At 69.2% G+C, this 22,489-nt stretch carries 16 protein-coding genes; 9 read left to right on the forward strand and 7 right to left on the reverse strand.

All coding sequences use genetic code 11. From position 1 onward, the window contains the following. The first annotated feature begins 5 nt into the window (after nucleotides 1-5). The 6 genes from ABD357_RS40105 to ABD357_RS40130 all read left to right on the forward strand — a co-directional run bounded on the left by ABD357_RS40105 (nucleotide 6) and on the right by ABD357_RS40130 (nucleotide 6,849). Nucleotides 6-1,370 carry an O-antigen ligase family protein gene (locus ABD357_RS40105; protein ID WP_344396360.1) on the forward strand — a complete coding sequence of 455 codons (1,365 nt, stop codon included), beginning with the start codon at nucleotides 6-8 and terminating at the stop codon, nucleotides 1,368-1,370. Beyond that, complete coding sequence (murJ, locus tag ABD357_RS40110; RefSeq protein WP_344396363.1) at nucleotides 1,367-3,094, forward strand: murein biosynthesis integral membrane protein MurJ; 1,728 nt, start codon at nucleotides 1,367-1,369, stop codon at nucleotides 3,092-3,094. Before ABD357_RS40105 ends, murJ begins: the two co-directional genes overlap by 4 nt. A gap of 85 nt (nucleotides 3,095-3,179) precedes the next feature. Further along, nucleotides 3,180-3,869: a polysaccharide deacetylase family protein gene (locus ABD357_RS40115; RefSeq protein ID WP_344396364.1), complete on the forward strand. Its 690-nt coding sequence runs from the start codon at nucleotides 3,180-3,182 to the stop codon at nucleotides 3,867-3,869. Between the two features lie 19 nt (nucleotides 3,870-3,888). Further along, nucleotides 3,889-5,028, forward strand: coding sequence for a glycosyltransferase (locus ABD357_RS40120; RefSeq protein ID WP_344396472.1), 1,140 nt, complete (start codon nucleotides 3,889-3,891; stop codon nucleotides 5,026-5,028). Nucleotides 5,029-5,047: 19 nt separating this feature from the next. Further along, nucleotides 5,048-5,731: a YveK family protein gene (locus tag ABD357_RS40125; protein WP_344396366.1), complete on the forward strand. Its 684-nt coding sequence runs from the start codon at nucleotides 5,048-5,050 to the stop codon at nucleotides 5,729-5,731. Nucleotides 5,732-5,736: 5 nt separating this feature from the next. Continuing rightward, a complete protein-coding gene (locus ABD357_RS40130; protein WP_425585208.1) occupies nucleotides 5,737-6,849 on the forward strand; it encodes a GNAT family N-acetyltransferase in 1,113 nt (370 codons plus the stop codon). Here the strand turns inward: ABD357_RS40130 and ABD357_RS40135 are convergent. The 5 genes from ABD357_RS40135 to ABD357_RS40155 form a co-directional block, all read right to left on the reverse strand. Next, nucleotides 6,839-8,131 (reverse strand): glycoside hydrolase family 26 protein, encoded by a 1,293-nt coding sequence (locus ABD357_RS40135; protein ID WP_344396368.1) that lies wholly within the window; start codon nucleotides 8,129-8,131, stop codon nucleotides 6,839-6,841. The two genes, ABD357_RS40130 and ABD357_RS40135, sit on opposite strands and share 11 nt — an antisense overlap. A gap of 229 nt (nucleotides 8,132-8,360) precedes the next feature. Further along, complete coding sequence (locus ABD357_RS40140) at nucleotides 8,361-9,044, reverse strand: LPXTG cell wall anchor domain-containing protein (protein ID WP_425585202.1); 684 nt, start codon at nucleotides 9,042-9,044, stop codon at nucleotides 8,361-8,363. A gap of 650 nt (nucleotides 9,045-9,694) precedes the next feature. Then, nucleotides 9,695-9,937: a hypothetical protein gene (locus ABD357_RS40145; protein ID WP_344396369.1), complete on the reverse strand. Its 243-nt coding sequence runs from the start codon at nucleotides 9,935-9,937 to the stop codon at nucleotides 9,695-9,697. 1,958 nt (nucleotides 9,938-11,895) lie between these two features. Further along, nucleotides 11,896-12,228 (reverse strand): hypothetical protein, encoded by a 333-nt coding sequence (locus tag ABD357_RS40150; RefSeq protein WP_344396370.1) that lies wholly within the window; start codon nucleotides 12,226-12,228, stop codon nucleotides 11,896-11,898. A gap of 241 nt (nucleotides 12,229-12,469) precedes the next feature. Beyond that, on the reverse strand, nucleotides 12,470-12,640 hold the full coding sequence (locus ABD357_RS40155) for a hypothetical protein (protein ID WP_344396371.1): 171 nt from the start codon (nucleotides 12,638-12,640) through the stop codon (nucleotides 12,470-12,472). Between the two features lie 266 nt (nucleotides 12,641-12,906). Between ABD357_RS40155 and ABD357_RS40160 the strand changes: the two genes are divergently transcribed. Next, nucleotides 12,907-13,038 (forward strand): hypothetical protein, encoded by a 132-nt coding sequence (locus ABD357_RS40160; RefSeq protein ID WP_344396372.1) that lies wholly within the window; start codon nucleotides 12,907-12,909, stop codon nucleotides 13,036-13,038. Between the two features lie 477 nt (nucleotides 13,039-13,515). Beyond that, nucleotides 13,516-14,919, forward strand: coding sequence for a condensation domain-containing protein (locus tag ABD357_RS40165; protein ID WP_344396373.1), 1,404 nt, complete (start codon nucleotides 13,516-13,518; stop codon nucleotides 14,917-14,919). 208 nt (nucleotides 14,920-15,127) lie between these two features. Here the strand turns inward: ABD357_RS40165 and ABD357_RS40170 are convergent, their stop codons facing one another. After that, nucleotides 15,128-17,047 (reverse strand): AMP-dependent synthetase/ligase, encoded by a 1,920-nt coding sequence (locus ABD357_RS40170; RefSeq protein WP_344396374.1) that lies wholly within the window; start codon nucleotides 17,045-17,047, stop codon nucleotides 15,128-15,130. A 282-nt stretch (nucleotides 17,048-17,329) separates the two neighbouring features. Here ABD357_RS40170 and lacZ point away from each other — a divergent pair, with 282 nt between their 5' ends. Beyond that, a complete protein-coding gene (gene lacZ / locus ABD357_RS40175; RefSeq protein WP_344396375.1) occupies nucleotides 17,330-20,476 on the forward strand; it encodes a beta-galactosidase, LacZ type in 3,147 nt (1,048 codons plus the stop codon). 4 nt (nucleotides 20,477-20,480) lie between these two features. Here lacZ and ABD357_RS40180 read toward each other — a convergent pair whose 3' ends face one another. Then, nucleotides 20,481-22,073 carry a vWA domain-containing protein gene (locus tag ABD357_RS40180; protein WP_344396376.1) on the reverse strand — a complete coding sequence of 531 codons (1,593 nt, stop codon included), beginning with the start codon at nucleotides 22,071-22,073 and terminating at the stop codon, nucleotides 20,481-20,483. Nucleotides 22,074-22,489 lie beyond the last annotated feature (416 nt).

A 22,489-nucleotide genomic window follows, 5' to 3' on the forward strand; every position in this document is an offset into this window, starting at 1 on the left:
GACCGGTGAGCCACACATACGCCCTGCCGACCGTGCGCGGACTGGCGCCCGTCCTGCCGGTGGTAGCGGTGATCGCCCTGCTCGCGCTGCCCGTCACGCCGGGCGGCGAGGGCGGCGCGAGCCCCGCCGACGCCGCCTCCGGTGTCGTCGTCCTGTGCTGCGCGATCCGTCTGCTGCGGTACCGGCGGCGCCCTCTGTCCCGTACGGCCGTAGTGGTACTGGGCCTGCCCGTGGCCGGGTTCGCGGTGGCGGCAGCGGGGGCCATGACGCCGGGCGCGGCGCTCACCGGCTTCGCGCGCTGGCTGCAGATCTTCGTGCTCGTCCCGGCCGCCGTCCTGATGCTCGTCCGCGACCGGCGCGACGTCCGGCTGCTGGCCTGGTCGGTGGTGGCGCTCGCGGTGTGGCAGGGGGCCGTAGGGGTGCACCAGTACGCGACAGGGACCGGCGCCTCGTACATGGGCCAGGAGATCCGGGCGGTCGGCACCTTCGGGCCGGCGGACGTCATGGGCATGGCGACCGTGGTGTCCTTCGGGCTTGTGTGCGCGGTGGGCCTGGCGCTCGAAGCCGGGTCCGTACGACAGCGGGTGTGGGCCTTGGTGTGCATGGTGATGCTCGTCGTGCCGCTGGCCGTGTCCTTCAGCCGTGGTGCGTGGATCGCGACGGTCGTCGCGTGCGGGGCTCAGCTGATGCTCGCGGGCCTGCGGCGGGCGGTGGCGACGGGTGCGGTCGTGGCCGCGGTCTCGGTGATCCTCGTCGGCGGGTTCGGCGTCGGCTCCACGCTGTTGCAGGAGCGGGTCAGCAGCATCGGCCAGGTCGGCGACGCGCCGGACCAGTCGGTCACCGACCGGTACACGATGTGGGCGGCGGCGGCCGATATGTGGCGTGAACAGCCGCTCACGGGCGTCGGCTTCAAGGGCTTCCCCGAGCACCGCGACGGCCATGCCTCGCTGGCGCTGTCGTCGGGCAGCGACATCGAGGGCGCCGGCACGGAGTACCGGAAGCAGCCGCTGCTGTCGCCGCACAACATGTACTTGCTGGTGCTCAGCGAGGCGGGCATCGTCGGGCTGCTGGCCCTCGCGGGGAGCTGGCTGGCGCTGCTGGTGCTGGCACTGCGAAGGCTGGTCCGCGCCCGCAGAGCGCGGGACCCCGGCGACGCCCTCACAGAGGAATCGTCCCTGGACTGCGGGCTCGTCGCCTGCGGGCTGCTGGTCTGGCAGCTGATCAACTTCGCGTACGCCGATATCGGCGGGCCCACGACCGTCCTCACCGCGATCTGCCTGGGCCTGACGGCGTGGTGGGCATTGGGGGGCCGGGTGGGCTTTCCCGAACCGGCCGTCTCCAAGGCCTCCAGGGAGGCAGTTCCACGATGACGATCGTTCCCCCTCCGCAGGCCGGGGACACCACGGCCAACGCGGTGGCAGGCCCCGGCACCGGCGCCCCCGGCCCCTCCCCCGGCAGTTGGACCACTTTCGTCTCGCACGGCTTCCTCGCCAGGGCCGCCTTCGTCACCGTCCTCCTCTCCCTGGCCGGTGCCCTGCTGGGCCTCGGCCGGGACCAGGCGATGGCGCATCTCTTCGGGGCGGGGAGCGAGACGGACGCCTTCCTGGTCGCCTGGACCGTGCCGGAGTTCGCGGCGACGCTGCTGATCGAGGACGGGCTGGCCTTCGCGCTCGTACCGGCGTTCAGCGCGGTCGTGGCCCGCCGCGCCCACGGCGGCACGGGCGACCCCGGCGGCGGCGACCCGGTGCGCGCCCTGGTACGCGGCACGCTGCCCCGCCTGACGCTGGCGTTCACCGTGGCGTCGGCGCTGCTCATCTGGGGAGCGCCCTACCTGGTCGAGCTGCTGGCGCCGGGGCTCCCGGACCCCCGTCTCGCGGTGGACTGCACCCGGCTGACCGGCACCTGCGTCCTGACCTTCGGCCTCGCGGGTTACTGCAGCGCGGCCCTGCGCGCACACCGCAGGTTCGTCGCGCCGGCGGCCATCTACGTCGCGTACAACACCGCCATCATCACGGCGATGTTCGTCCTGGGCGGACGCTGGGGCGTGCGAGCGGCGGCTATCGGCGTCGCGCTGGGCGGGGTGCTCATGATCGTCACCCAACTACCCTCGCTGCTACGGCAGTTGCGCCGCCGACGGGCGACGACCCTCGGCCCGACCGCGACGAACGCGATGGCCCCTACCGCCTCCACCGCCCCTACGGCCCTCGGAGAGCCAGCTGCCGACCCGCGCGCCCTGAACCTCGCCCTCTTCCTCACCGTCCTGCTCTTCGCCCTGTGCCGCCAGTCCCAGGTACTCATCGAGCGCTTCCTGGCCTCCCCGCTCCCCGCCGGCACCATCTCGCATCTCAACTACGCCCAAAAGGTGGCCCAGTTGCCGATGGTGCTCGCCCTGATGCTGTGCACGGTCACCTTCCCCGTCGTCTCGCAGGCACTGGCCGAGGGCGACACCGAGCGGGCCCGCGACCGCGTCGAACGCGACCTCGCATCCGTGTCGTACGTCGTGCTGCTCGGCACCGCCGTCGTCGTCGCCTGCGCCCCACAGCTCGTCCATGTCCTGTTCCAGCGGGGCGCGTTCACCGCGCAGGACACGACGGCCACTGCCGCCGTGATGCGTGTGTACGCGCTGGGTCTGCTCGGCCACGCACTGGTGGGCGCACTCGTCCGGTCATACTTCTCGGCGGGGCGCCCGACCTGGTACCCGGTGGCCGCCATGACCGCCGGTATCGCCGCCACCGCGGGGGCCGGCGCGTGGACGGCCGGCCCGTGGGGCGTGCTCGGCATCGCCGCCGCCAACGCGGCCGGCATCAGCCTCACCGCCCTGATCCTGCTGTACGGCATGGGAACGCGCGGCGTACCGATCCGCACCCGCCCGGTGCTGGCCGCGACGGTCGGACCGCTGCGCGCCGCGGTGGTCGCCTGTGGGGTGGGCTGGTCCGGCGCGAGCCTCGTCGACTCCCCCACCCTCGGGCTCACGGCCGGCGGCACGGCCGTCACCGTCGTCTTCCTCCTGCTCGCCGGGCTGCCGGGCGGGCAGGGCCTCACTCCCACGATCCGCACCATCACCCGGAGGCTTCCCCGTGCCCGTGTCCGCTGACCGCGACCCTTCCGCCGCCCCCCGATCCGACACGCCCCGACCCAACACGCCCCGGCGCAGACCCGGCCCGCCCCCGTGGGTGGCGATGTACCACTCCGTGGGCGACTGCTCCAACGACCCGTACCGTGTCACCGTCTCGCCCCACCGCCTGGACCGGCAGCTCGGCTGGCTCCGCCGCCGGGGCCTGCGCGGCGTCGGTATGCGCGAACTGCTCGCCGCGCGCGCCCGCGGGGAGGGCCAGGACCTGGTGGGCCTGACGTTCGACGACGGTTACGCCGATTTCCTCGCGCACGCCCTGCCGCTGCTGCGCCGCCACGCCTTCGGCGCCACTTTGTTCGTACTGCCCGGCAGGCTGGGCGGCGACAACGCCTGGGACCCCTGTGGCCCGCGCAAGCCGCTGCTGTCGGCGGAGGGCATCCGCCAGGCGGCCGCCGAGGGCATCGAGATCGGCTCTCACGGCCTCACTCACCAGGACCTGACACTGGCCGACGACACGCTGCTCCGTGCCGAGGTGAACGACAGCAGAGCACTGCTCTCCGAAGTGACCGGTGCTCACATCCGCGGCTTCTGCTACCCATACGGCCGAGTCGACCGCCGAACCGTCGAAGCCGTACGGGACGCGGGCTACAGCTACGCCTGCGCCACCACCCCCGGCGACCTGACCGGCCCGTACGCCCTCCCCCGCGTCCACATCGGCGAGAACGACACGGCCTGGCGTCTGCACCTCAAGCGCCGCCTGCACCACCTGCACCGCCGTCCCATCGACGGAGTATGAGGCCCTCGCGATGCCCGGCTTGAAGGCCCTGCACATCATCACCGGCCTGGGCGTAGGCGGCGCGGAACAGCAACTCCGCCTACTCCTGCGCCACTTGCCCATCAACTGCGACGTCGTGACCCTCACCAATCCCGGCCCGGTCGCCGAGGGCCTGACCGCGGACGGCGTCCGGGTCCTCCACCTCGGCATGTCCGGCAACCGGGACCTCTCCGCCCTGCCCCGCCTCGCCCGCCTGATCCGGTACGGCGGCTACGACCTCGTACACACCCACCTCTACCGGGCCTGCGTGTACGGCAGGATCGCCGCCCGCATGGCAGGCGTACGAGCCGTGGTGGCCACCGAACACTCCCTCGGCGGCACCCAGTTGGAGGGCCGTGCCCTCACCTCCGGAATGCGCTCGCTGTACCTGGCCAGCGAGCGGCTGGGCCGCGCCACGGTCGCCGTCTCCCCCACGGTGGCCGACCTCCTCCGCGGCTGGGGCGTGCCCGAGCCGCGCATCGAGGTCGTGCCCAACGGCATCGACGTGGCCCGCTTCCGCTTCGACCCGGCCCGCCGCGAACGCACCCGCCGCCGCCTCGGGCTGCCGAAGGACGCGTACGTCGTCGGCGGCATCGGCCGGCTGACCGCGGGCAAGCGGTTCGGCGTCCTGATCGACGCCCTCGCCCGACTCCCCTGCGACTACGTCCTGTTGCTGGTCGGCGGCGGCCCCGAGGAGAGCGTGCTGCGACGCGCCGCCCAGCGGGCCGGGGTCACCGGCCGGGTGCTGTTCACGGGGGAACAGCCGTACGAGCCCGACGGCACCCGCGACCGTCTGGATCTGCCCTCGCTGACCTCGGCGATGGACGTACTCGCCTCACCGAGCGTGGAGGAATCCTTCGGCCTGGCCGTCGTGGAAGGCCTGGCAGCAGGCCTTCCGGTGCTGTACCGCTCCTGCCCAGCCGTCGAGGACCTCCCACCACGCCTCGCCGCAGGGGCCCACCGGGTACGCGGCGGCGCGGACGCGTTCGCCCGCGCCCTGGCCGAGACCCGCGCCCGGACCGGACACGGCCCCTCCCGCCCGACGGAACGCCGGGCCTCCGCCGCCGCCCGCCACTACTGCATCACGCGCACCGCAGCACGGCTCATGGACGTGTACGCGGCCGCCGTCTCATCCCCGTAACCCTCGGAGTGCTCCCCTGATGACCACCAAGACCGACTCCCCGGCCACCCAGACACCCCCGGCAACCGCTCCATTTCATCTGCGGGCACTGAGACGCCTGCGCGCCCTGCCCCCCTGGTCCCTGCTGGCGGCCGGCACCCTCACCGGCGCCCTGGCCGGTACCGCGTACGGCACCCTCACACCCCCCGCCTACTCCGCCGCGGCCTACGTCGTCGCCGTACCCACCGCCAAGTCCGACCCGCAGGCCGCACTCGGCTTCGCCCAGGCATACGGCCGGGTCGCCACGCAACTCGCGGTGCTCGGCGACGCCCAGGTCTGGGCGGGCGTACCGGCGCGGACGCTGCGCGAGAGCGTACGGTCGGCGACCTCGCCGGACGCCCCGATGATCGCCGTGACGGCCACGTCCACCCGCCCAGACCTGGCCGCCGACATGGCCAACGCGGTCACCGGCGCGATGACCCGCCACGCCACCCACACCAAGAAGGCCACGCACGTCGAACTCCGCCGGTTCTCCAGGGCCATCAAACCCACCGCCCCGTCCTCGCCGTCCCCGGCCCTGACCGCCCTGGTGGGCGCAAGCGCCGGCGGCCTACTGGGCGGCCTCGCACTGCTCGCCCGCCCGCGCAACACCGCCGCGGGCGGCGCGAACCCGGCCGTAGTCCCCGGCCCGGCCACGGCCGCCGACGCACACGGACAGCTGTGAGCGGGCTGACGGTGCAGACGGCCGAGGACACACTGCGGGCCGAACTGTGCACCGACGAGCGCGAGTTCACCGCCCTGGCCCCGGCATGGGACCGGCTGTACCGCAACTGCGGCACGGCAACCCCGTTCCAGAGCCACGCCTGGCTGCACTCATGGTGGACGTCGTACGGCACCCCGGGCCGACTGCGGCTGGTACTGGTCCGCGAAGGCCCCGAACTGCGGGCGGCAGCCCCGCTGATGCGCGCCGGAGGCCCGCTGCCCCGCCTGGTCCCCCTGGGCGGCCCGATCTCCGACTACGGCGACGTACTACTCGACGACGACCACGCCGACCACGCAGCAACTGCCCTCACTCAGACCCTGTGGACAGCCGCCCGCACCACACTGATCGACATCCGAGAGGCCCGACCAGGCAGCGCAGTGGAGCAGCTGTACGAACACTGGCGCGGCCCCAAGCTCCAACTGCCCGACTCGGTGTGCCTGGAACTACCCGCCCGCCCCCTGAACGAGCTGCTCACCCGCATGCCGACCAGCCGCGCCCGACGCGTCGAGAGCAAGCTCCGCAAGCTCACCGAACTGGGCATCGAACACCGCTTCGTCCGCCCCGAAGAGGTGGCCTCGACCGTACGCACCATGCTGGACCTGCACCGCCTCCAGTGGCAGCACCGAAAGGTGACCCCCGAACACCTCAAACCCCGCTTCCACGAGCACCTGTCCCGCGCGCTCGGCCCGCTTGTCCGGTCAGGCGACGCCGTGGTGACCGAGTTCCGAGCCGGCCCCGACGTACTGGCCGTCGACGTGACCCTGCTCGCGCGCCACCTGGCAGGCAACTACCTCTACGGCGCCCATCCACGCCTGCGGGAACGGAAGGCAGACATCGCCACCATGCTGCTGCACGCCTGCGCCGACCACGTATCCCGCGACGACCGCCAGGTACTGAGCCTGCTGCGCGGAACCGAGCCGTACAAATTCCGCTGGCGCCCGTACGCCGTGGTCAACCAGCGCCTCCTACTGGCCCGCCGCCGCACCGCCCCCCTCCTGTCAGCGGTCGCCTGCGAGGCCTACGGGCGCAACCGGGCCCGGGAACTCGTACGCCGCCGGAAGGACCCGCTCACCAACTGAACGGCCACCAGTCACCCCACCAGTCATCGCGAATGCAGGGCTCACCACCGATCCAGTACTCGACCCAGTCACTCAGATTCAACGGGCGGCAGCCTGAGGTGGTCTGGGGCTCGGGAGTGGGCTCAGGAACGGGCTCGGGCACGGGAGTGGGAACTGGCGCTGGTACCTGCGACGGCACCGGCAACGTCGTCGGCGGGGTGGTCCCGCTCCCGGTCTCGGTACGTCCGTAGAGCACGGCCCGATACACCTGAGCCGCCCGCGGATTCCGCCCGCACTGCCACACCCCGTGCGGGCAGTAGTCGGTGATCGTGTTGTACACCGGCTTGTGCTCATCCATCCAGGCAAGCATGCGCCGCATGTACTCCGCGTTGTCCCCGTTACGGAACAACCCCCACTCCGGATACGAGATGGGCTTCCCATGCTCCTTGGCGAAGTCCACATGCTTCTGCAGCCCGTACGGCTCCGAAACCTGCTCGTCGAACGCCATCCCACGCGGCTGGTCGTAACTGTCCATCCCGATGATGTCGACAGTCGTGTCCCCCGGATAACACTCGGTCCAGGGAACGGCATCCCGCCCCCGACTGGGCGTGAAGTCGAACCGAAACGCCTGCCCAGGCACCGACCGCATCGTGCCGACGATCCGATTCCAGTACGCCTTCCAGGCATCCGGATCCGGCCCGCACCGATGCGTGTAGGTGACGCCGTTCATCTCCCACCCCAACACCAAGACGGTGTCCGGCACCCCCAACTTGACCAGCCGCTCTGCCAACCGCCGAAAGTGCACATCGAACGCCCCGGCCGCGCCCCGACGCAGCAGGTGACGCACCTCGGCATCGGAGACATCCTCCTCGTTGCGCTCCATCATCGGCACATTGAGGACGAGCATCCGATCCGCCCTGGCCCGCCGCCACTCAGCCCAGTCGTCAAGAAACCGAGGAGCCCCCTCGATATTGCGCCAGAGATCCCCAGCCAGATACGTACGCCCCACCCGCAACTCGGCCCCACCCAGCCACCGGCTGAACCAGTCCGTCCGCACGACACCACGCCGACTGTAGTCGAGGTAGGCCCCGAAGGCGGGGAAAGAGGTGGGGGTTGCACCGGTGGCTGTCGGCGCCGGGGCCGGAAGCGGCCCCGGCGCCGGCACCGACCCCGGCGTCCTGGCGCCCTCTTCCGCCCCGCCGCCCACGAGGTGTCCAGGTCCCGCCAGCAGAGCACCCGCCGCAACAATCCCGGCCGCCGCACAAACGGGCCATCGCCTGAGGCGCCGATACCGTGCGGCCATGGCTGCTCCCGTCTCCACTGATCAACGGCGGCCGCAACGGCTGCACTGCCGCCCATTTCCTTGGACTGTTCCTGACATCCAGTCACATATACGGCAATCCCGCCAGCGGAGTCCCCTGCCTGGCCACCCTTTGACCACCCACGCGAGTGAGCCCTGTCCGGGAACGAGTTCGGGGGCCGGACGAGTCTCCGTCCGGCCCCCGAGGGAAGCACTCCCGCGTGAATCCCCGCTACCTCAGCGAAGCGGCTCGACCTCGCCGGTACAGAATGGCGCCGCTCGCCAGCATCAGCGCGGCAGCACCCGAGGCCAGGAGCACCTGCTCATCACCACCGGTCTCAGCGAGCGAGGGCGGCTCCGCCGGGGGCTCAAATGCCGGAGGCTCGGCGGCAGGGGGCTCGGCAGCCGGGGTGGACGGGTGCGGCGACGTGGGCGTCGTCACCTCCGGCGGAGTGGTGGCAGGCGGTGACGTCGACGGCTCGTCGGGCGGCGTGTGCGAGTTGTCGCCGCCGTCGTCCCCGTAGCCGACGTCGTCGCCATAGCCACTGCCTTCGTCGTCCCCGTAGCCGACGTCGTCGCCGCCATAGCCACTGCCTTCGTCGTCCCCGTAGCCGACGTCGTCGTCGCCATAGCCGCTGTCGTCGTCCCCGTAGCCGCTGTCATCGCCGTAATCGACGCCGGGGGAAGCGCCATTCGATCCGCGTGAGTCCGGGCCACTGTTCCGGGGGTACTCAGCGGAGGCGTCGACCTCGGCGCTTACACCGACGGAATTGTCGTCTGCGTCAACGTCCACCGAAGCCTCGACGTCGCCGCCCGACAGGGCGCCGGACGATGCCCCGGAGGCTCCCTCGGCACGCGAGTCCGCGAACACCGGGGTGCCGTACAGGGACAGAATGCTCGTCGCGGCGGCTGCCACGACCATTCCCCTGCTCAGGTTCTGTCGCAATCTGGTCGTCTTCCTGCTCGAAATAAGTGGGAGAAGCCGGCATTCAAACCGAAGGAACCGGTCCAAGCCGACCTGCGCCTCAGCCGTTCGGCTGGTCTTCCGACAGCGGCACGGTGGGGGCGAAAGAACTGGCTCTCTCGTCAGTTCCTCCCTCTCTTCCTACGACTGCGCCGGGGAGCGGCTTCACGCCTGCCATAGTTTCGCCGCGACTGGATTTTCTGACTGGTCAGATGATGCGATCCGGTGAAGTGCCAGTACCGGCACTCGGGGCACTGATAGATCCGGTCCGGAATGCTCTCGATCAACGGCTGCCTGACAATCCAGACACGAGCCTCGCCCTCAGTACGGAACGAGGCCTTACCCGTTTCCGGACAACGCGGCAGGATGATCGTGTCACTCATGTCCCCTCCGATGTGCGCTACTTCGTGCGACCACCTGCGGCATGACGCCTTTTCAGTTGATCAACCAAGGAAAGGGAAAGCGCCTCTCCCTCGACGGATGAGGGTGTCCCCTCACCCGCCCGTCAGGGAAAGACGCTTTCGGGTCAAGCTACGATCCCAAGGGAATCGACAAGGGATGCCCGTGATCGCCGAACTTGACTCGAACGATCAAACGAGGGATCAGCCCCCGATCACGTCCGCGATCTCTTCGACGAGCCCGGCGGCGTCGGCGCCAGCCGTGGCCGTGGCCGTGGCGGTGTTGTTGTTCTCGTTCGCGTTGGTGTTCGTGTTCGTGTTCTCGTTCACGATGGTGATGTTCGGCTCGTCGCTGTAGTCCCCGGCGCTGGCAGCCGAGGCAGAACCCGCGAGGATGGCCACCGCCGCGACGGTCGAGGCGGCGCCCCGCATCATGCTCTTGCGCATTTTGGTATCTCCGTTTCTGTTTCTTCCCCGTCGGAAGAACGCAACCGATACTGCCTCGACGTGGAAGGCCACACAACTTGAAAGGGCCCCGGGCCCGGAACTTCATCCACATGGCCCTGTACTGCAGGTGACATGAATTAAGATTGCCCAGGTCACATGGGGTCGGCCTCCCAATGGAGCAAGGACACACCTGCCAGGAAAGAGAGTTGAACCACCGTTATTTTCGAAACGCTGCCCGAATGCGCGGGGCGACGCGCACTTTCCCCGTGACCCCGCCATCGGGCCGAGACGCCTTGATTTCCGGCCGTTCGTGGCGCTGGCGGTCCACCGGAGCCGGTTGAGGCGGCTCTACAGGTTCGCCTCGCGGACACTGGCGAGGAGTTTCCGTATCGCGGCGTAAGGCCTCGGCAGCCGCATTCGTGTTCTCTGCGGCCTCAGTGCCCCGCCCTCACCTTCGCCGTCCAGCGGTTCGGGACCTCATGGTCGGCCATCGTGTGCTTCTCCCGCGGGCCGCCGCCAACAAGCTCCGCATCCGCGGCCGCGCTCACCCAACGGCAGCTCGGCGACAAGGTCCCCATCGCCCACAGCCATATCGACCAGTTCCAACTGGGCAAGGAGCCCCCATCCAAGGACCTCAACGCCAAGCTGGATGCGCTGCCGAGGGCTGATGGCTACTCATCGCCCTGCGGGGGGCCACGTCAAGAGGACACCGATCCCGGACTGGGCACGGAAGTTCATGGGGCACGAGACCAGGGCGACCAAAGCTCAAGTACCGGGGCAAGAGGTGCTCGGCCTCCTGCAGACACGAGGCCTACGCGCGTGCCCTGCTGCGCATCAGTCGCTCCCGCGACACCGACGCCGAGATCAACGAGCTCGTGACCACCCGACTTGAGCGGCAGGTCATCCTCCAGCACTGCGCACGTGGTCATGCGGGCACTGCCCTTCGGCCAGGGCGAACACCCGGTCAGGAGGGGGTCGTTGACCTTCCCCGAGCTTTTGAACGGGGTCCCAACGGGGCCTACACCCAGAGTTCACTCTCAGGGAAGCTGGTGAAGACGCCGGAGGAGGTCGCCGAATTCTCCCTCGTCCACGATCTATCCCGAACCAATGCGCGCCGCACGAGCCGACTTGAGCAACGCCATGGGGCGAATGAAGACGCACAGCAATGGTCAGGGTGTCGAATACCTGGAGATCGCCCCCAACATACGGCTCCCCGGCTCACCAGCAACTACCACCCGCACCCCACCAGCCGCCCCGCGGACGCTTCCCCGCAGGTCGCCACCGGGACCCGCTTTCCTGCGCCCCGGTGTCCCGCGCCTCATCTTGGACCAACGGGACAAGGAAGCCGGCCAGACCCGCTACCGTCCAGCTCCCCAAGTCCCTCAGCCACCTGTCCGGTGACTCGGTGCCCGAAAACCGTGAACGTGAGGTGCAGCCGGCCGCGACAACCCCAAAACAGAAGACAGCCCTCGGCAGGACTACCGTCCGCACCGAGGGCCTCACCAACCGGAGGACAACGTCGCTCCTGGTCGGCGCCCCATGTCGGGGTGTCCTCCACATACGACACCGCCGCACCTACCGCTACACGGTGGTCGGCAACCGCCTCACCCAGCCTTCGCACCTCTCGGCGGTGGCGACGGGCTCGCCGTGTACATCCAGTCGCATTCCGAGGGCGTCTGGGGCCGCATCGCCACCCGCACGTTCTTCTACGGCAAGCCGGCCGCCTTCTGGAGAAGCTGGAGAACAAGGCGGCTACGCAGCCAGCCGCGCCCGCCACCACGCGGGCGGTACGACCAACCGGTCAGCAATTCGCTCCGGTTCCCAGCTGCGGCTGTCCTTCCTACAGCGGGCACTTACGTCGCCGTTCCCGCTGGAGTGGACCAGCACCAGGCCTCACGGATCACTGGACGGGGCGGCGACGACCGTTCCATCAGACGGGTGCCGATGAGGGGGTGGCTTCAGTCCGTGCAGACCGTGGTGGTCTCATCGTCGGTCTCCAACGTGGCGCAGACTTGCGGGACCCTGTTCACGGTGACGGTGAAGCTCTGTTCAACACCACCCTGAACGGTCTGTCGGTTCTGCAGGACGGAACTGCCGACGGCGATTCTCGTACCGACGGTCCGCGTCTCGTCGCATGCGATGGTGAGGGTGACCTTACTGGTCAGCTCCTTGTCCTCCTTCTCGATGTCGGCGTCACAGGGGAAGTCCTGCTGCACGGCGGCTGCCTGCGCGGGCACGGCGGCGAAGAGCGGTGCGGAAGCCAGCAGCACGGTGGCCGCCGAACGGAGCATGCGGTGAGGCATGAAGTCCTCTCAAGTGTCATGGGGGGGCAGACGGCCCACAGAGGGGCACCTTCGATTGCGGCGCCTAAATATCCCTTACGCGCCATTTCGGGAAGATGTGATCACGGGTTGCACGAAGCACGCAAAATGCATTGCTCCACTCAGGTGATCACCCGTTTGGCCAGAGGCGCACGTCTCCCCCGGCTCTGCGGCCACAGCGGCGCACCCCGCGCTTCCGTGTGCGAGAGCGTCAGCTTCCGCACAGCACCTCGATCTCAGCCTCGTACGCCGCCGTCACCGGTGCCGCTCGACCTTCAAGGGGCGCCATGAGAAGGCGCTCATCCTCAGTCAACTCGCCCTCCACGAGCCGGAACTCACGGATGGACTCGGAGCGGGAGGCCGCCTGGTTGGCGTAGTCCACGGCCTTCTGGACATCGGCGCCCAGCGGGGGTCGGAGACTAGTTCGGCCAGGGAAACAGAGTTGCCGTCCTTCGGCCAGGAGCCCAATGGCGCCGCTGGGCCGGCAGGCCTGGAACCTGCCATGTCTCGGCCTGCCGGCGCATCCGCGTTGCAGGCTCCCCAAAGGCGTGATCATATCTTATCGAATGCCGCAAAGAGGATATTTCGTAGTGGCAACGATGGCAGACCGCACCCTGACCCGGCCTGCCAAGCCCCAGGGAGGACCAAATGTCTTACCTCATACTCCGTTCAGCGGCCACCCTTGTGCTGGCTGCCACGCCCCTCTTCACGGCCGTGCCCGCGCAGGCCGTTCCCCAGCAGCAGCTGCCCTGCCAAGCCGACATCCAGAAGACCCGGTAGGGGTGAGGATCACCATCGGGGAAACCGTGCGCAGACTCGCGGGACCCTGTGCCGCGCGTGTGCGCCATGCTGCAGGCCGACGGAAAGACGACGATGGTCTGCACCCCCTGCCAGCCGCGCCGACAAAGGCGTCTCCGGCCAGGACGACAGCGCCGGCCGCACCCGAGCAGCAACACCGGTGCGGCCTGCCGGCCCGGACTTTCCGCCCCGTACACCGAGTGCCGCTCGCGCGATAGCCATACCTGCCCCGGCTCGCTGTTGTCCCGCCACCTGCTTCCACCACACCGCCGACGAGCCTCCGAGACCGGCTGGGACGCTGGCAGTCGCCCCTTCCTTCACTTTCTCGCCGGGCCGCACGGGTGAACGTCTGGGCGCGCTGGTTTTTGCGGCAGGTCCGCACCGCATTGACGCCGGCGAAGAGACGGTCCGGTCCGAGTCACCGCCCCTCTGCACCCCATGTGAACGGAGATGCCTGCCGTGCGAATGACCGACATCCAGCATTGCGAGGCCCGGCCGGGACTCCTCATCGAGTGGACGCTCGATCAGGAGGCCATCGAGACAGCGACCGGTCTGCCCGAAGATTCCCGGCCACCGGCGTATGTCCAGGAATCGCACATCCGGACGGCCAAGTCGGTGCGCGAGGACGGCCTGTTCGTTCCGACCTGGCTCGGCACGGCGTTCGACATCCCGGGCATGGTCGATCTCGACGTACTGCAGGACGCACTGCGGACCTGGACCCTCCGGCACGAGACACTGCGCAGCGGCTTCCGCTGGGCCGGCGACGAATTGCGCCGGTTCACGCTCGATGCCGAGGCCGTCGTACTTCATCGCGAGGTGGTCGGCGAGTTCTCCGACGTGGAGAGACTCGTGCAGCGCCTCCAGGACCGCTTCGACGTCGCGGCGAACGCGCTCAGCTGGCCGAACTTCATCTACGCGGCGATCGTCCGGGACGGCGGCACGAGCGTGTACATGGCCTTCGACCACAGCAACGTCGACGGGTACTCCATCCAACGGATCCCCGCCGAGATCCACGAGCTCTGCGCGGCGGCCGTCGAGGGCCGTCCCGCTCAATGGGCACCGGTCGGCAGTTACGTGGACTTCTGCGAAATCGAGCGGGCAGACGCGGACCGGATCGACGACACGCACGAAATCGTCGCCCGCTGGCGGGAGTTCATCGACCTGTGCGGCGGGGACCTGCCGAACTTCCCCGTCGATCTCGGCCTGGATCCCGGCGGCGCTCTGCCCACGCAGAAGCTCATGCACGACATGCTCGTCGACGCCGACGCCATCGCCGCGTTCGACGAGGCGTGCCGGCCCTTCGGCGGGGTTCCGGTCGGCCTCCTGGCTGCCACGAGCCTCGTCGTCCACAAGATCGGCGGCGAACCCGCCTTTCGGACAGTCGTGCCGTTCCACACACGCGCGAAGAGCGAATGGCGGGACTCCGTCGGCTGGTACGTCGGCGGCGCGCCGATCGAGATTCACACGGCACAGGCAGTCGATTTCCGATGCGTCCTGGAGATGGTCCACACCGCGGTGCACGCCAACAGGCCGATGGCCCGCATGCCCATCGGCCGGGTGCTGCGCCTGCTCGGCTCGGACTTCCGCCCGACGTCGCCCGACCTGTACTCGATCGTCTCGTTCATCGATGCCCGGGGTCTCCCCGGATCAGAGCGCTGGACCGAGCTGAAGGCGTACGGCCTGGTCAGAGTGTCCTACGGGGACAGGGTGTGCGCCTGGTTCAACAGACTCCATGAGGGACTGTACTTCGCCGGCCGCTACCCGGACACAGACATCGCCTACAAGAACATGCGGCTGTATGTCGAGCAGATGCGGGAGGTCATCCTCTCGGTGGCCCGGAACGGCCCCGGCGAGCCCGTCTGACGGGACCGACGTCGGTATCGCCGCAGGCGGTGGTGATCACGGCCGGACAACGGGGCGATTCCCTTCAGTCCGAGCCATTCCCGGAAGTATCAACCTCCTCGAACCAGGAGGCTGTCGAGCTGGTTGACGGCGTGGCTCCTGGATTGGCAGGGTCACTATCGCGTCCTGGCCGACCTGGTCGACGCCCCCTCCGGCACCCGGGAGCGCGTCAGCCCCGATACAACGCCTCGATCTGATCCGCGTACGCCCGCGCCACCGCATGACGCTTGACCTTCAGCGACGGCGTGAGCAGACGGTTCTCCTCCGTGAACTCGCCCTCTACGAGGAGGAACTCGCGGATCGACTCCGCGCGGGAGACCGCCTGGTTCGCGTAGTCCACGGCCTTCTGGACGTCGGCTCGCATGGCGGGGTCGCGGATGAGGTCGGCCATGGGGGTGTCCGCGGGCATTGCGCGGACGTGGAGCCAGTGGGCTACGTCCTCGCGGTCGAGGGTGATCAGAGCGGCTACATAGGGGCGGTTGTCGCCGACGACTATGCACTGGCCCACCGGGGGGCGGCTGCGGAGGCGGTCCTCCAGGATGGCGGGTGAGACGTTCTTGCCGCCGGAGGTGATGAGGATGTCCTTCTTGCGGCCGGTGATGGTGAGGTAGCCGTCCTCGTCGAGGGCGCCGAGGTCGCCGGTCGCGAACCAGTCGTCGGTCAGGGCGGCGTCTGTGGCGGCGGGGTCCTTCCAGTACGCGTTGAAGACGATGCCGCCCTTGATCAGGACCTCGCCGTCGTCGTTGATACGGATCGACGTGCCGGGGACGGGGAGGCCGACCGTGCCGGGGCGGGGTTTCAGGGGCGGGACGATCGTTGCGGCGGCTGTGGTCTCGGTCAGGCCGTAGCCCTCGTAGATGATGATTCCGGCGGCGTAGAAGAAGAGGTTGAGGTTGCGGTCGAGGGGGGAGCCGCCGCTGATGGCGTAGCGCATGCGGCCGCCGAGTTCCTTGCGGATGCGGCGGTAGACCAGCTGGTCGTACAGGGCCCAGGCGGCGTACAGGCCGGGGTTCGGGCCCTGGCCGCGGTCGAGGAACCTGTTGAGGTGGGCCTCGCCGAAGCGGACGGCGATACGGTCGGCACGGTCGAAGGAGGCGGCGCGGCCGATCCGCTCGGCGGTCGCGCGGCCGGTGGCGTGGATCTTCTCGAAGAGGTACGGGACGCCGACCAGGAAGGTGGGGCCGAACTCCCTGAGCGCGGGCCGGAGTTCGTTCGGCGTGATGCTGGGGAAGTGTCCCAGCTCGATACGGGCCATCAGGCAGGCGATCTGGATGGTGCGGCCGAGGATGTGGGCGAGAGGGAGGAAGAGGAGGGTCGAGGCGACCTGGCCGGTGATCTCCTTGAAGATGGGGTGCAGGAGTTCGACCGTGTTGGCGGCCTCGGCGTGCAGGTTCGCGTGGGTGAGGACGCAGCCTTTGGGCTGGCCCGTGGTGCCGGAGGTGTAACAGATCGTCGCGGGTGTGTCGGAGGTGAGGGCCTCCCGGCGCTTGATGATTTCCTCGTCGGGGATGTTCCGGCCACGGGCGGCGAGTTCGGGGATCGCGCCTTCGTCGATCTGCCATACGCGCGGCGGGTCCGGGTGGTCAGCCGTGCCGGCCGTGACCGCTTCCGCGTTCTCGGGGGTCTCGGCTATGACGAAACGCGCGCCCGAGTCGTGGACGATCCACTCGATCTGCTCGGCCGAGGACGTGGCGTAGATGGGGACGGACTGGCCGCCGGCCGCCCAGATCGCGAAGTCGAGGACCGTCCACTCGTAGCGGGTACGGGACATCAGCGCGACTCGGCCGCCTGGTTCGAGGCCCTCCGCGATCAACCCCTTGGCAACAGCGGTGACTTCGCCGGCGAAGGCCTCCGCGGTGACCGGGTGCCAGGTGCCGTTCGCCCTGCGGCGGAGGATCACGGCGTCGGGGGCCTCGGCCGCGTTGGTGTAGGGCAGGTCGGCGATGCTGCCGGTGGTGGCCCTCGGTGCGAGGGGCGGTATACGGGCCTCGCGGACGACGCCTCGGTGGTCCCTGACGATCTCGACCTCGGTGCGGTTCGCCAGGTCGGTACGTTTCTTCGCCTGTTTCAGATCTTTGCGTACACCCATGACGGCTCCCCGGTCGCGGCGGCTCACTTGCAGTGGTGCGGTACGTTACTTACGCGGGCGTCAACTTACTCGCGCGTAGCCGAACTTCAATCGATTGTTCGCCTGTGTTCGGGCCTGTGGGCGGCTACTGGGACGCGCCCACCCAGGCGGAGGCGCAAATTGACACAGCCCCGCGCCCTCAAAGAGGCATCCCCAGAGGCGTATGAGGCGGAGGAGGTCTTGCGCCCTGCGCGATTCCGTTCGACGCTGAGGCTTCATGTTGCCTTCCGGTGGAGCCGCCGTATGAGCACATACCGTCCGAGCCGCCGCAACGTCCTCGCAGCAGGAGCCGCCCTCGCAGGGTCAGCCGCGTTCGCCGCGCAGAAGCGGGCGTTCGCGGCCGCGGGCGACGAGTGGGACGCGAGTCCGAGAGTCTTCCAGGTCAACAGAGAGCCGGCCCGGGCCGCCCGCCTCGTGCCGTACGCCAGCGCTGCCGACGCCCGGCGCGGGCAGTTCGCGAAGTCGCCGTACCACCGCTCCCTGAACGGCAGTTGGCGATTCCACTGGGCGAGAAACCCCGACCAGCGGCCCACCGGGTTCCACGCACCCGGCTTCGACGACAGCACCTGGGACCGCATCCCCGTCCCGTCGAACTGGGAGATCGAGGGCTACCCGGAGCCGATCTACCTCAACATCCCGTATCCGTGGGTCGGTTACGAGACCCCTGAGCCGCCGCAGATCCCGCACGACTTCAACCCCGTCGGCTCGTACCGCCGTACCTTCACCGTCCCCGACGGCTGGAAGGGCCGGCGCACACTGATCTCCTTCCAGGGCGTGAAGTCCGCGTTCTTCGTGTGGGTCAACGGCAAGCGCGTCGGCTACAGCGAGGACAGCTACACACCCGCCGAGTTCGACATCACCCCGTATCTGAAGACCGGTCGAAACACGCTCGCCGTGGAGGTCTACCGCTGGTCCGACGGCAGTTGGCTGGAGGACCAGGACATGATCGACCTGTCCGGGATCTTCCGGGACGTGTATCTGTACTCGGTTCCGCAGGTGCACGTCGACGACCTGTTCGTGCGTACAGAACTTGATTCCGCGTACCGCGACGCCGTGCTGAGCGTCGATGTCGCCTTACGCGACCGGGGTGGGGACAAGTCGGCCGCCGGGCATCGCGTGGTGGCCGAGCTGTTCGACGCCCGGGGGCGGCGTGTGCTGAAGCTGGCGGACGGCGTCGAGGACGAGGTGACGCTGAAGGGCGAGGTGAAGGCCCCGGCCCTCTGGTCGGCCGAGCAGCCGAATCTCTACACCCTGGTCGTCACACTCAAGGACGGCTCCGGTAGGGCCGTCGACATTCACAGCAAGCGGGTGGGGTTCCGCCAAGTCGACTATGGGCCGGGCACGTTCACCGTCAACGGCAAACCGATCATGTTCCGCGGCACCAACCGCCACGAGAACGACCCCGAGCGCGGGCAGGCCGTCGACGAGGCAGGGATGGTGCGGGACATCCTGCTGATGAAGCGGCACAACATCAACGCCGTCCGCACCTCGCACTACCCCAATCACCCGCGCTGGCTCGAGTTGTGCGACGAGTACGGCCTGTATGTCATCGACGAGACGAACCTGGAGACGCACGGGGTACGCGACACCGTGCCGGGTTCGCTGCCCGAGTGGACCGACGCGTGCGTGGACCGGCTGCGTTCGATGGTCGAGCAGGACAAGAACCACGCGTGCGTGGTCGTGTGGTCGCTCGGCAACGAGGCGGGCCAGGGCTCGAACTTCAAGGTCATGGCCGACTGGGTGCACGCGCGCGACGCCTCGCGGCCGGTGCACTACGAGGGCATGAACGCCGTGACCGACGTGCACAGCGAGATGTACACCAGCCCGGCGGGCGTCGAGAGGTACGGCAAGTCCGGCAATCCGAAGCCGTACATGCTGTGCGAGTACACGCACATGATGGGCAACAGCGGCGGCAACCTCCCGGAGTACTGGGACATCATCGAGCGCTATCCGAATCTGCACGGCGCGTTCTTCTGGGACTGGGCCGACCAGACGATACGGCTGCCCGTCCCCGGCGACCCGAAGCGCACGTATCTGTCGTTCGGGGGCGACTGGAAGCCGGGATATCCGACGGACGGGAACTTCTGCTGCAACGGCCTGGTGGCGGGTGACCGGGCCATACATCCGGGACTGCTGGAGGCGAAGAAGGTCTACCAGCCGGTGGGGATCACGGCCGGTGATCTCGCCGCCGGTGTGGTGAAGGTGCGTAACAAGCACCTGTTCAGCGGCCTGGACGCGTACGAGCTGCGGTGGACGGTCACACGGGACGGCGCACGCGTGCAGCACGGCACGCTGGCGGCACCCAAGGTCGCGCCGGGCGGGGAGGGCACCGTACGCATCCCGTACCGGAAGCCGTCCGCGCTCGAACCCGGTGCGGAGTATTTCCTCAACCTCTCCTTCGTGCTGCGGAAGAAGACGAGCTGGGCCGACGCCGGACACGAAGTCGCCGCCGAACAGCTGGCGTTGGGCTGGAAGGCATCCGCACCCGCCGTTCCCGATCCCGCACCGCGAGGCGAACTCAGGCTCACGGAGACCGACAGCGAAGTGAAGGTGAGTGGCCGGAACGTCGAGGTCGTGCTGTCGAAGGCCTCCGGCACGCTCTCCTCGTACGTCTTCCGCGGCCGGCTTCTGCTCGCCGAGGGCCCCGTCCCGAACTTCTGGCGAGGGCCGACGGATAACGACATCGGCCGTAAATTCCAGAACACGGCGCGCACGTGGCGCGACGCGGGGGCCAAGCGGACCGTGGCGTCGGTCAAGGCTTCGCAGCCCTCACCCGGCGAGGTCGTCATCGAGGTCGGCTGTACGCTGCCCACCTCGCCGAGCGCCTCGTCGTGGCGCACCGAGTTCCGGGTGCGCGGGGACGGCGAAGTGCGAGTGCGGCACACACTTGAGGCGGCCGCGAGGTTGCCCGATCTGCCCATGGTGGGTGCCCTGCTGACCGTTCCCGGGGGTTTCGAGCGGCTGGGCTGGTTCGGTCGTGGGCCGCACGAGAACTACTGGGACCGTAAGACGTCTGCGTTCGTGGGGCGTTGGCGATCCACGGTCGACGATCAGGTGGCGCCGTACGTCCGCCCCCAGCAGACGGGGAACATGACGGACGTACGCCACCTGTCGCTGACCGACCGTTCCGGTGACGGGCTCACCGTGGTCGCCGATCCGGCGGACGGCGAGCCGTTGCTGGAGACCAGCGCGCTGCACTACTCGCCGTTCGACCTCGACGGGCCGCGCCATCCGTACGAGTTGAAGCGGCGCGACGAGACCGTGCTGGGCGTCAACCACCGGCAGATGGGCGTGGGCGGCATCGACTCGTGGGGTGCGGCTCCGCTGGAGAAGTACCTGCTGCACTCCGGCCGGACGTACACGTACGCCTATCGGCTCAGGCCCGCCTAGTCCGCTACCGGCGGCCGGCCTGTTCGATCGCGTCGGCGAGTTGGCGTACCTCCTCGGACTCCGTGGTGTCAGCCAGCTCGTCTGCGCGGTCGGACAGTTCGGGCAGTGAGGGGGCGGCGGGGAGACCGGACCAGCGGGAGTCGCCGGAGCGGAGGGCGTCGGCGAAATAGGCGGCTATGGCGGTGACCTGGAGTCCGTTGCGGGCGTTGTCGCGGCTCCACAGGGGCTGGTTGAGGGCTTCGGACTCCAGCTGGGCCGACTCCTCGTGCGGGGTGCGGGTGTCGGGGTCGAGCCAGCGGACGGTCGCGGTGGCGAGGTGGCCGGAGGCGCCGGGCTTGGTGCGGACGGCGTAGAGGGCCGTGACCGTGTGGCCGGGGCCGATCTCGCCGCCGTCGACGCTGTCGTTGCGGAAGTCCTCGTCGGCGACCTCGCGGTTGTCGTAGCCGATGAGCCGGAACTGCTCGACCGTCTGCGGGTCGAAGGCGACCTGCGCCTTGGCGTCACGAGCCGTCAGGTCGATGTTGCGGGGCAGTCGGTCGACGAAGACCGTGCGGGCGTCCTCTTCGTTCGATACGTAGGTGGTGTGGCCGTCGCCCTTGTCGGCGAGCTGTTCCATCAGGGCGTCGCCGTAGTCGCTGCCCACGCCGACGCCGAACAGGGTGATGCCGTACGCCCGGCGGGCGTCGGAGATGCGGTCCAGGATCGAGTCGGCGTCGGTGTCACCGGTGTTGGCGAGGGCGTCGGAGAGCAGGACGACACGGTTGGTGGCGCCTTCGCGGCGGCCCTCGACGGCGGTGGCGTATCCCGTGTCGACGCCCGCGCCGAGGTTGGTGGAGAGGGTGGGTTCCAGGGTGTCGACGGCATCGTGGACGCGGTCGCGGTTGTCGCCGAGGCGGGTCATCGGCAGTACGGTCTCGGCCTCGTCGCTGAAGGTGACGATCGCGACGGAGTCGTCGTCGCGCAGTTCGTCCGTCATCACGCTGAGAGACTTCTTGACCAGGTCGAGTCGGCCCTGCTCGGCCATGGAGCCCGAGACGTCGATGACGAACGTGAGGGCGGCGGGCGGCCGTTCTCCCCTGTCCTCGGCCGGGCGCGTGGCGAGACCGACGCGCACGAGCCGCCAGTCGTCGCTCTCTCCACCTGCGTCCGTACGCGCGCCGTCGACCGTGACGGAGAAGCCGTCGCCATCGGGACGCTCGTAGTTCTGGCGGAAGCTGTTGATGAACTCCTCGGGCCGTATGGTCGCCGGGTCCGGCCGCCGGCCGTCGGCGAGAATGCGGCGTGCGTATCCGTACGAGGCGGTGTCGACGTCCAGCGCGAACGTGGAGAGGTAGTCGGCGGGAGGCGGGGTGGTCTCGCGTATCTCGCCCTGCTGCTCGCCCAGGGGGGTGCCTTCGTCGGTGCCGGCGGGGCCGGTCGGCTGCGCGGGGGCTGGAGCCGGGAAGCGCTCGGTGTCGCTGGCCTTGTTGCTGCCGTCGGCCGACGACTCGCCCGCGCCCGAGCCGCATGCGGCGAGCAGCAGGCAGCCCGCGGCCATCAGAGCGGCAAGTGCGCCGCGCGGTCGCCGTGTTCGGTGTGTCGTCCGGTACTCGCCCATGTGGGCCCCCTCTGAGTTGACGTCGACGTCTGTGACTGTGACGCCGGAGAGGGCCGAGGTGTGCGGCACGGGGCGTTGCGGATCGATCTCAAAGCGGGCACGGCGGGCGCCTGTTGAGACCGGTAGGTGATCTCCCGGAGACCTGAGGGTGTCCGTAGGGGCCCTTACGACCCCGTGTTCTCAGCGGCAGACCAGCGGGGCTGGTTCCGGCAGGGGCAGGTCCAGGGGCGGGTGGCATAGCGGTTTCGGCGGCGTGGTGAGCGTGCCTGCCTGCAGCGTCGTGACAAGTGAAGGGTCTTCGGTGTTCACCTGCCTGCCGGGCGCGACCGCGGTCTTTTAATGGGCCCGCGTCTCAACTGACCGTTCCCGGACCGGGAACGATGGCAGAGGACCGCCGCCTCGTATGGGGCGGCGGT

Source organism: Streptomyces vastus, from assembly GCF_039532825.1.
GTDB lineage: Bacteria > Actinomycetota > Actinomycetes > Streptomycetales > Streptomycetaceae > Streptomyces > Streptomyces vastus.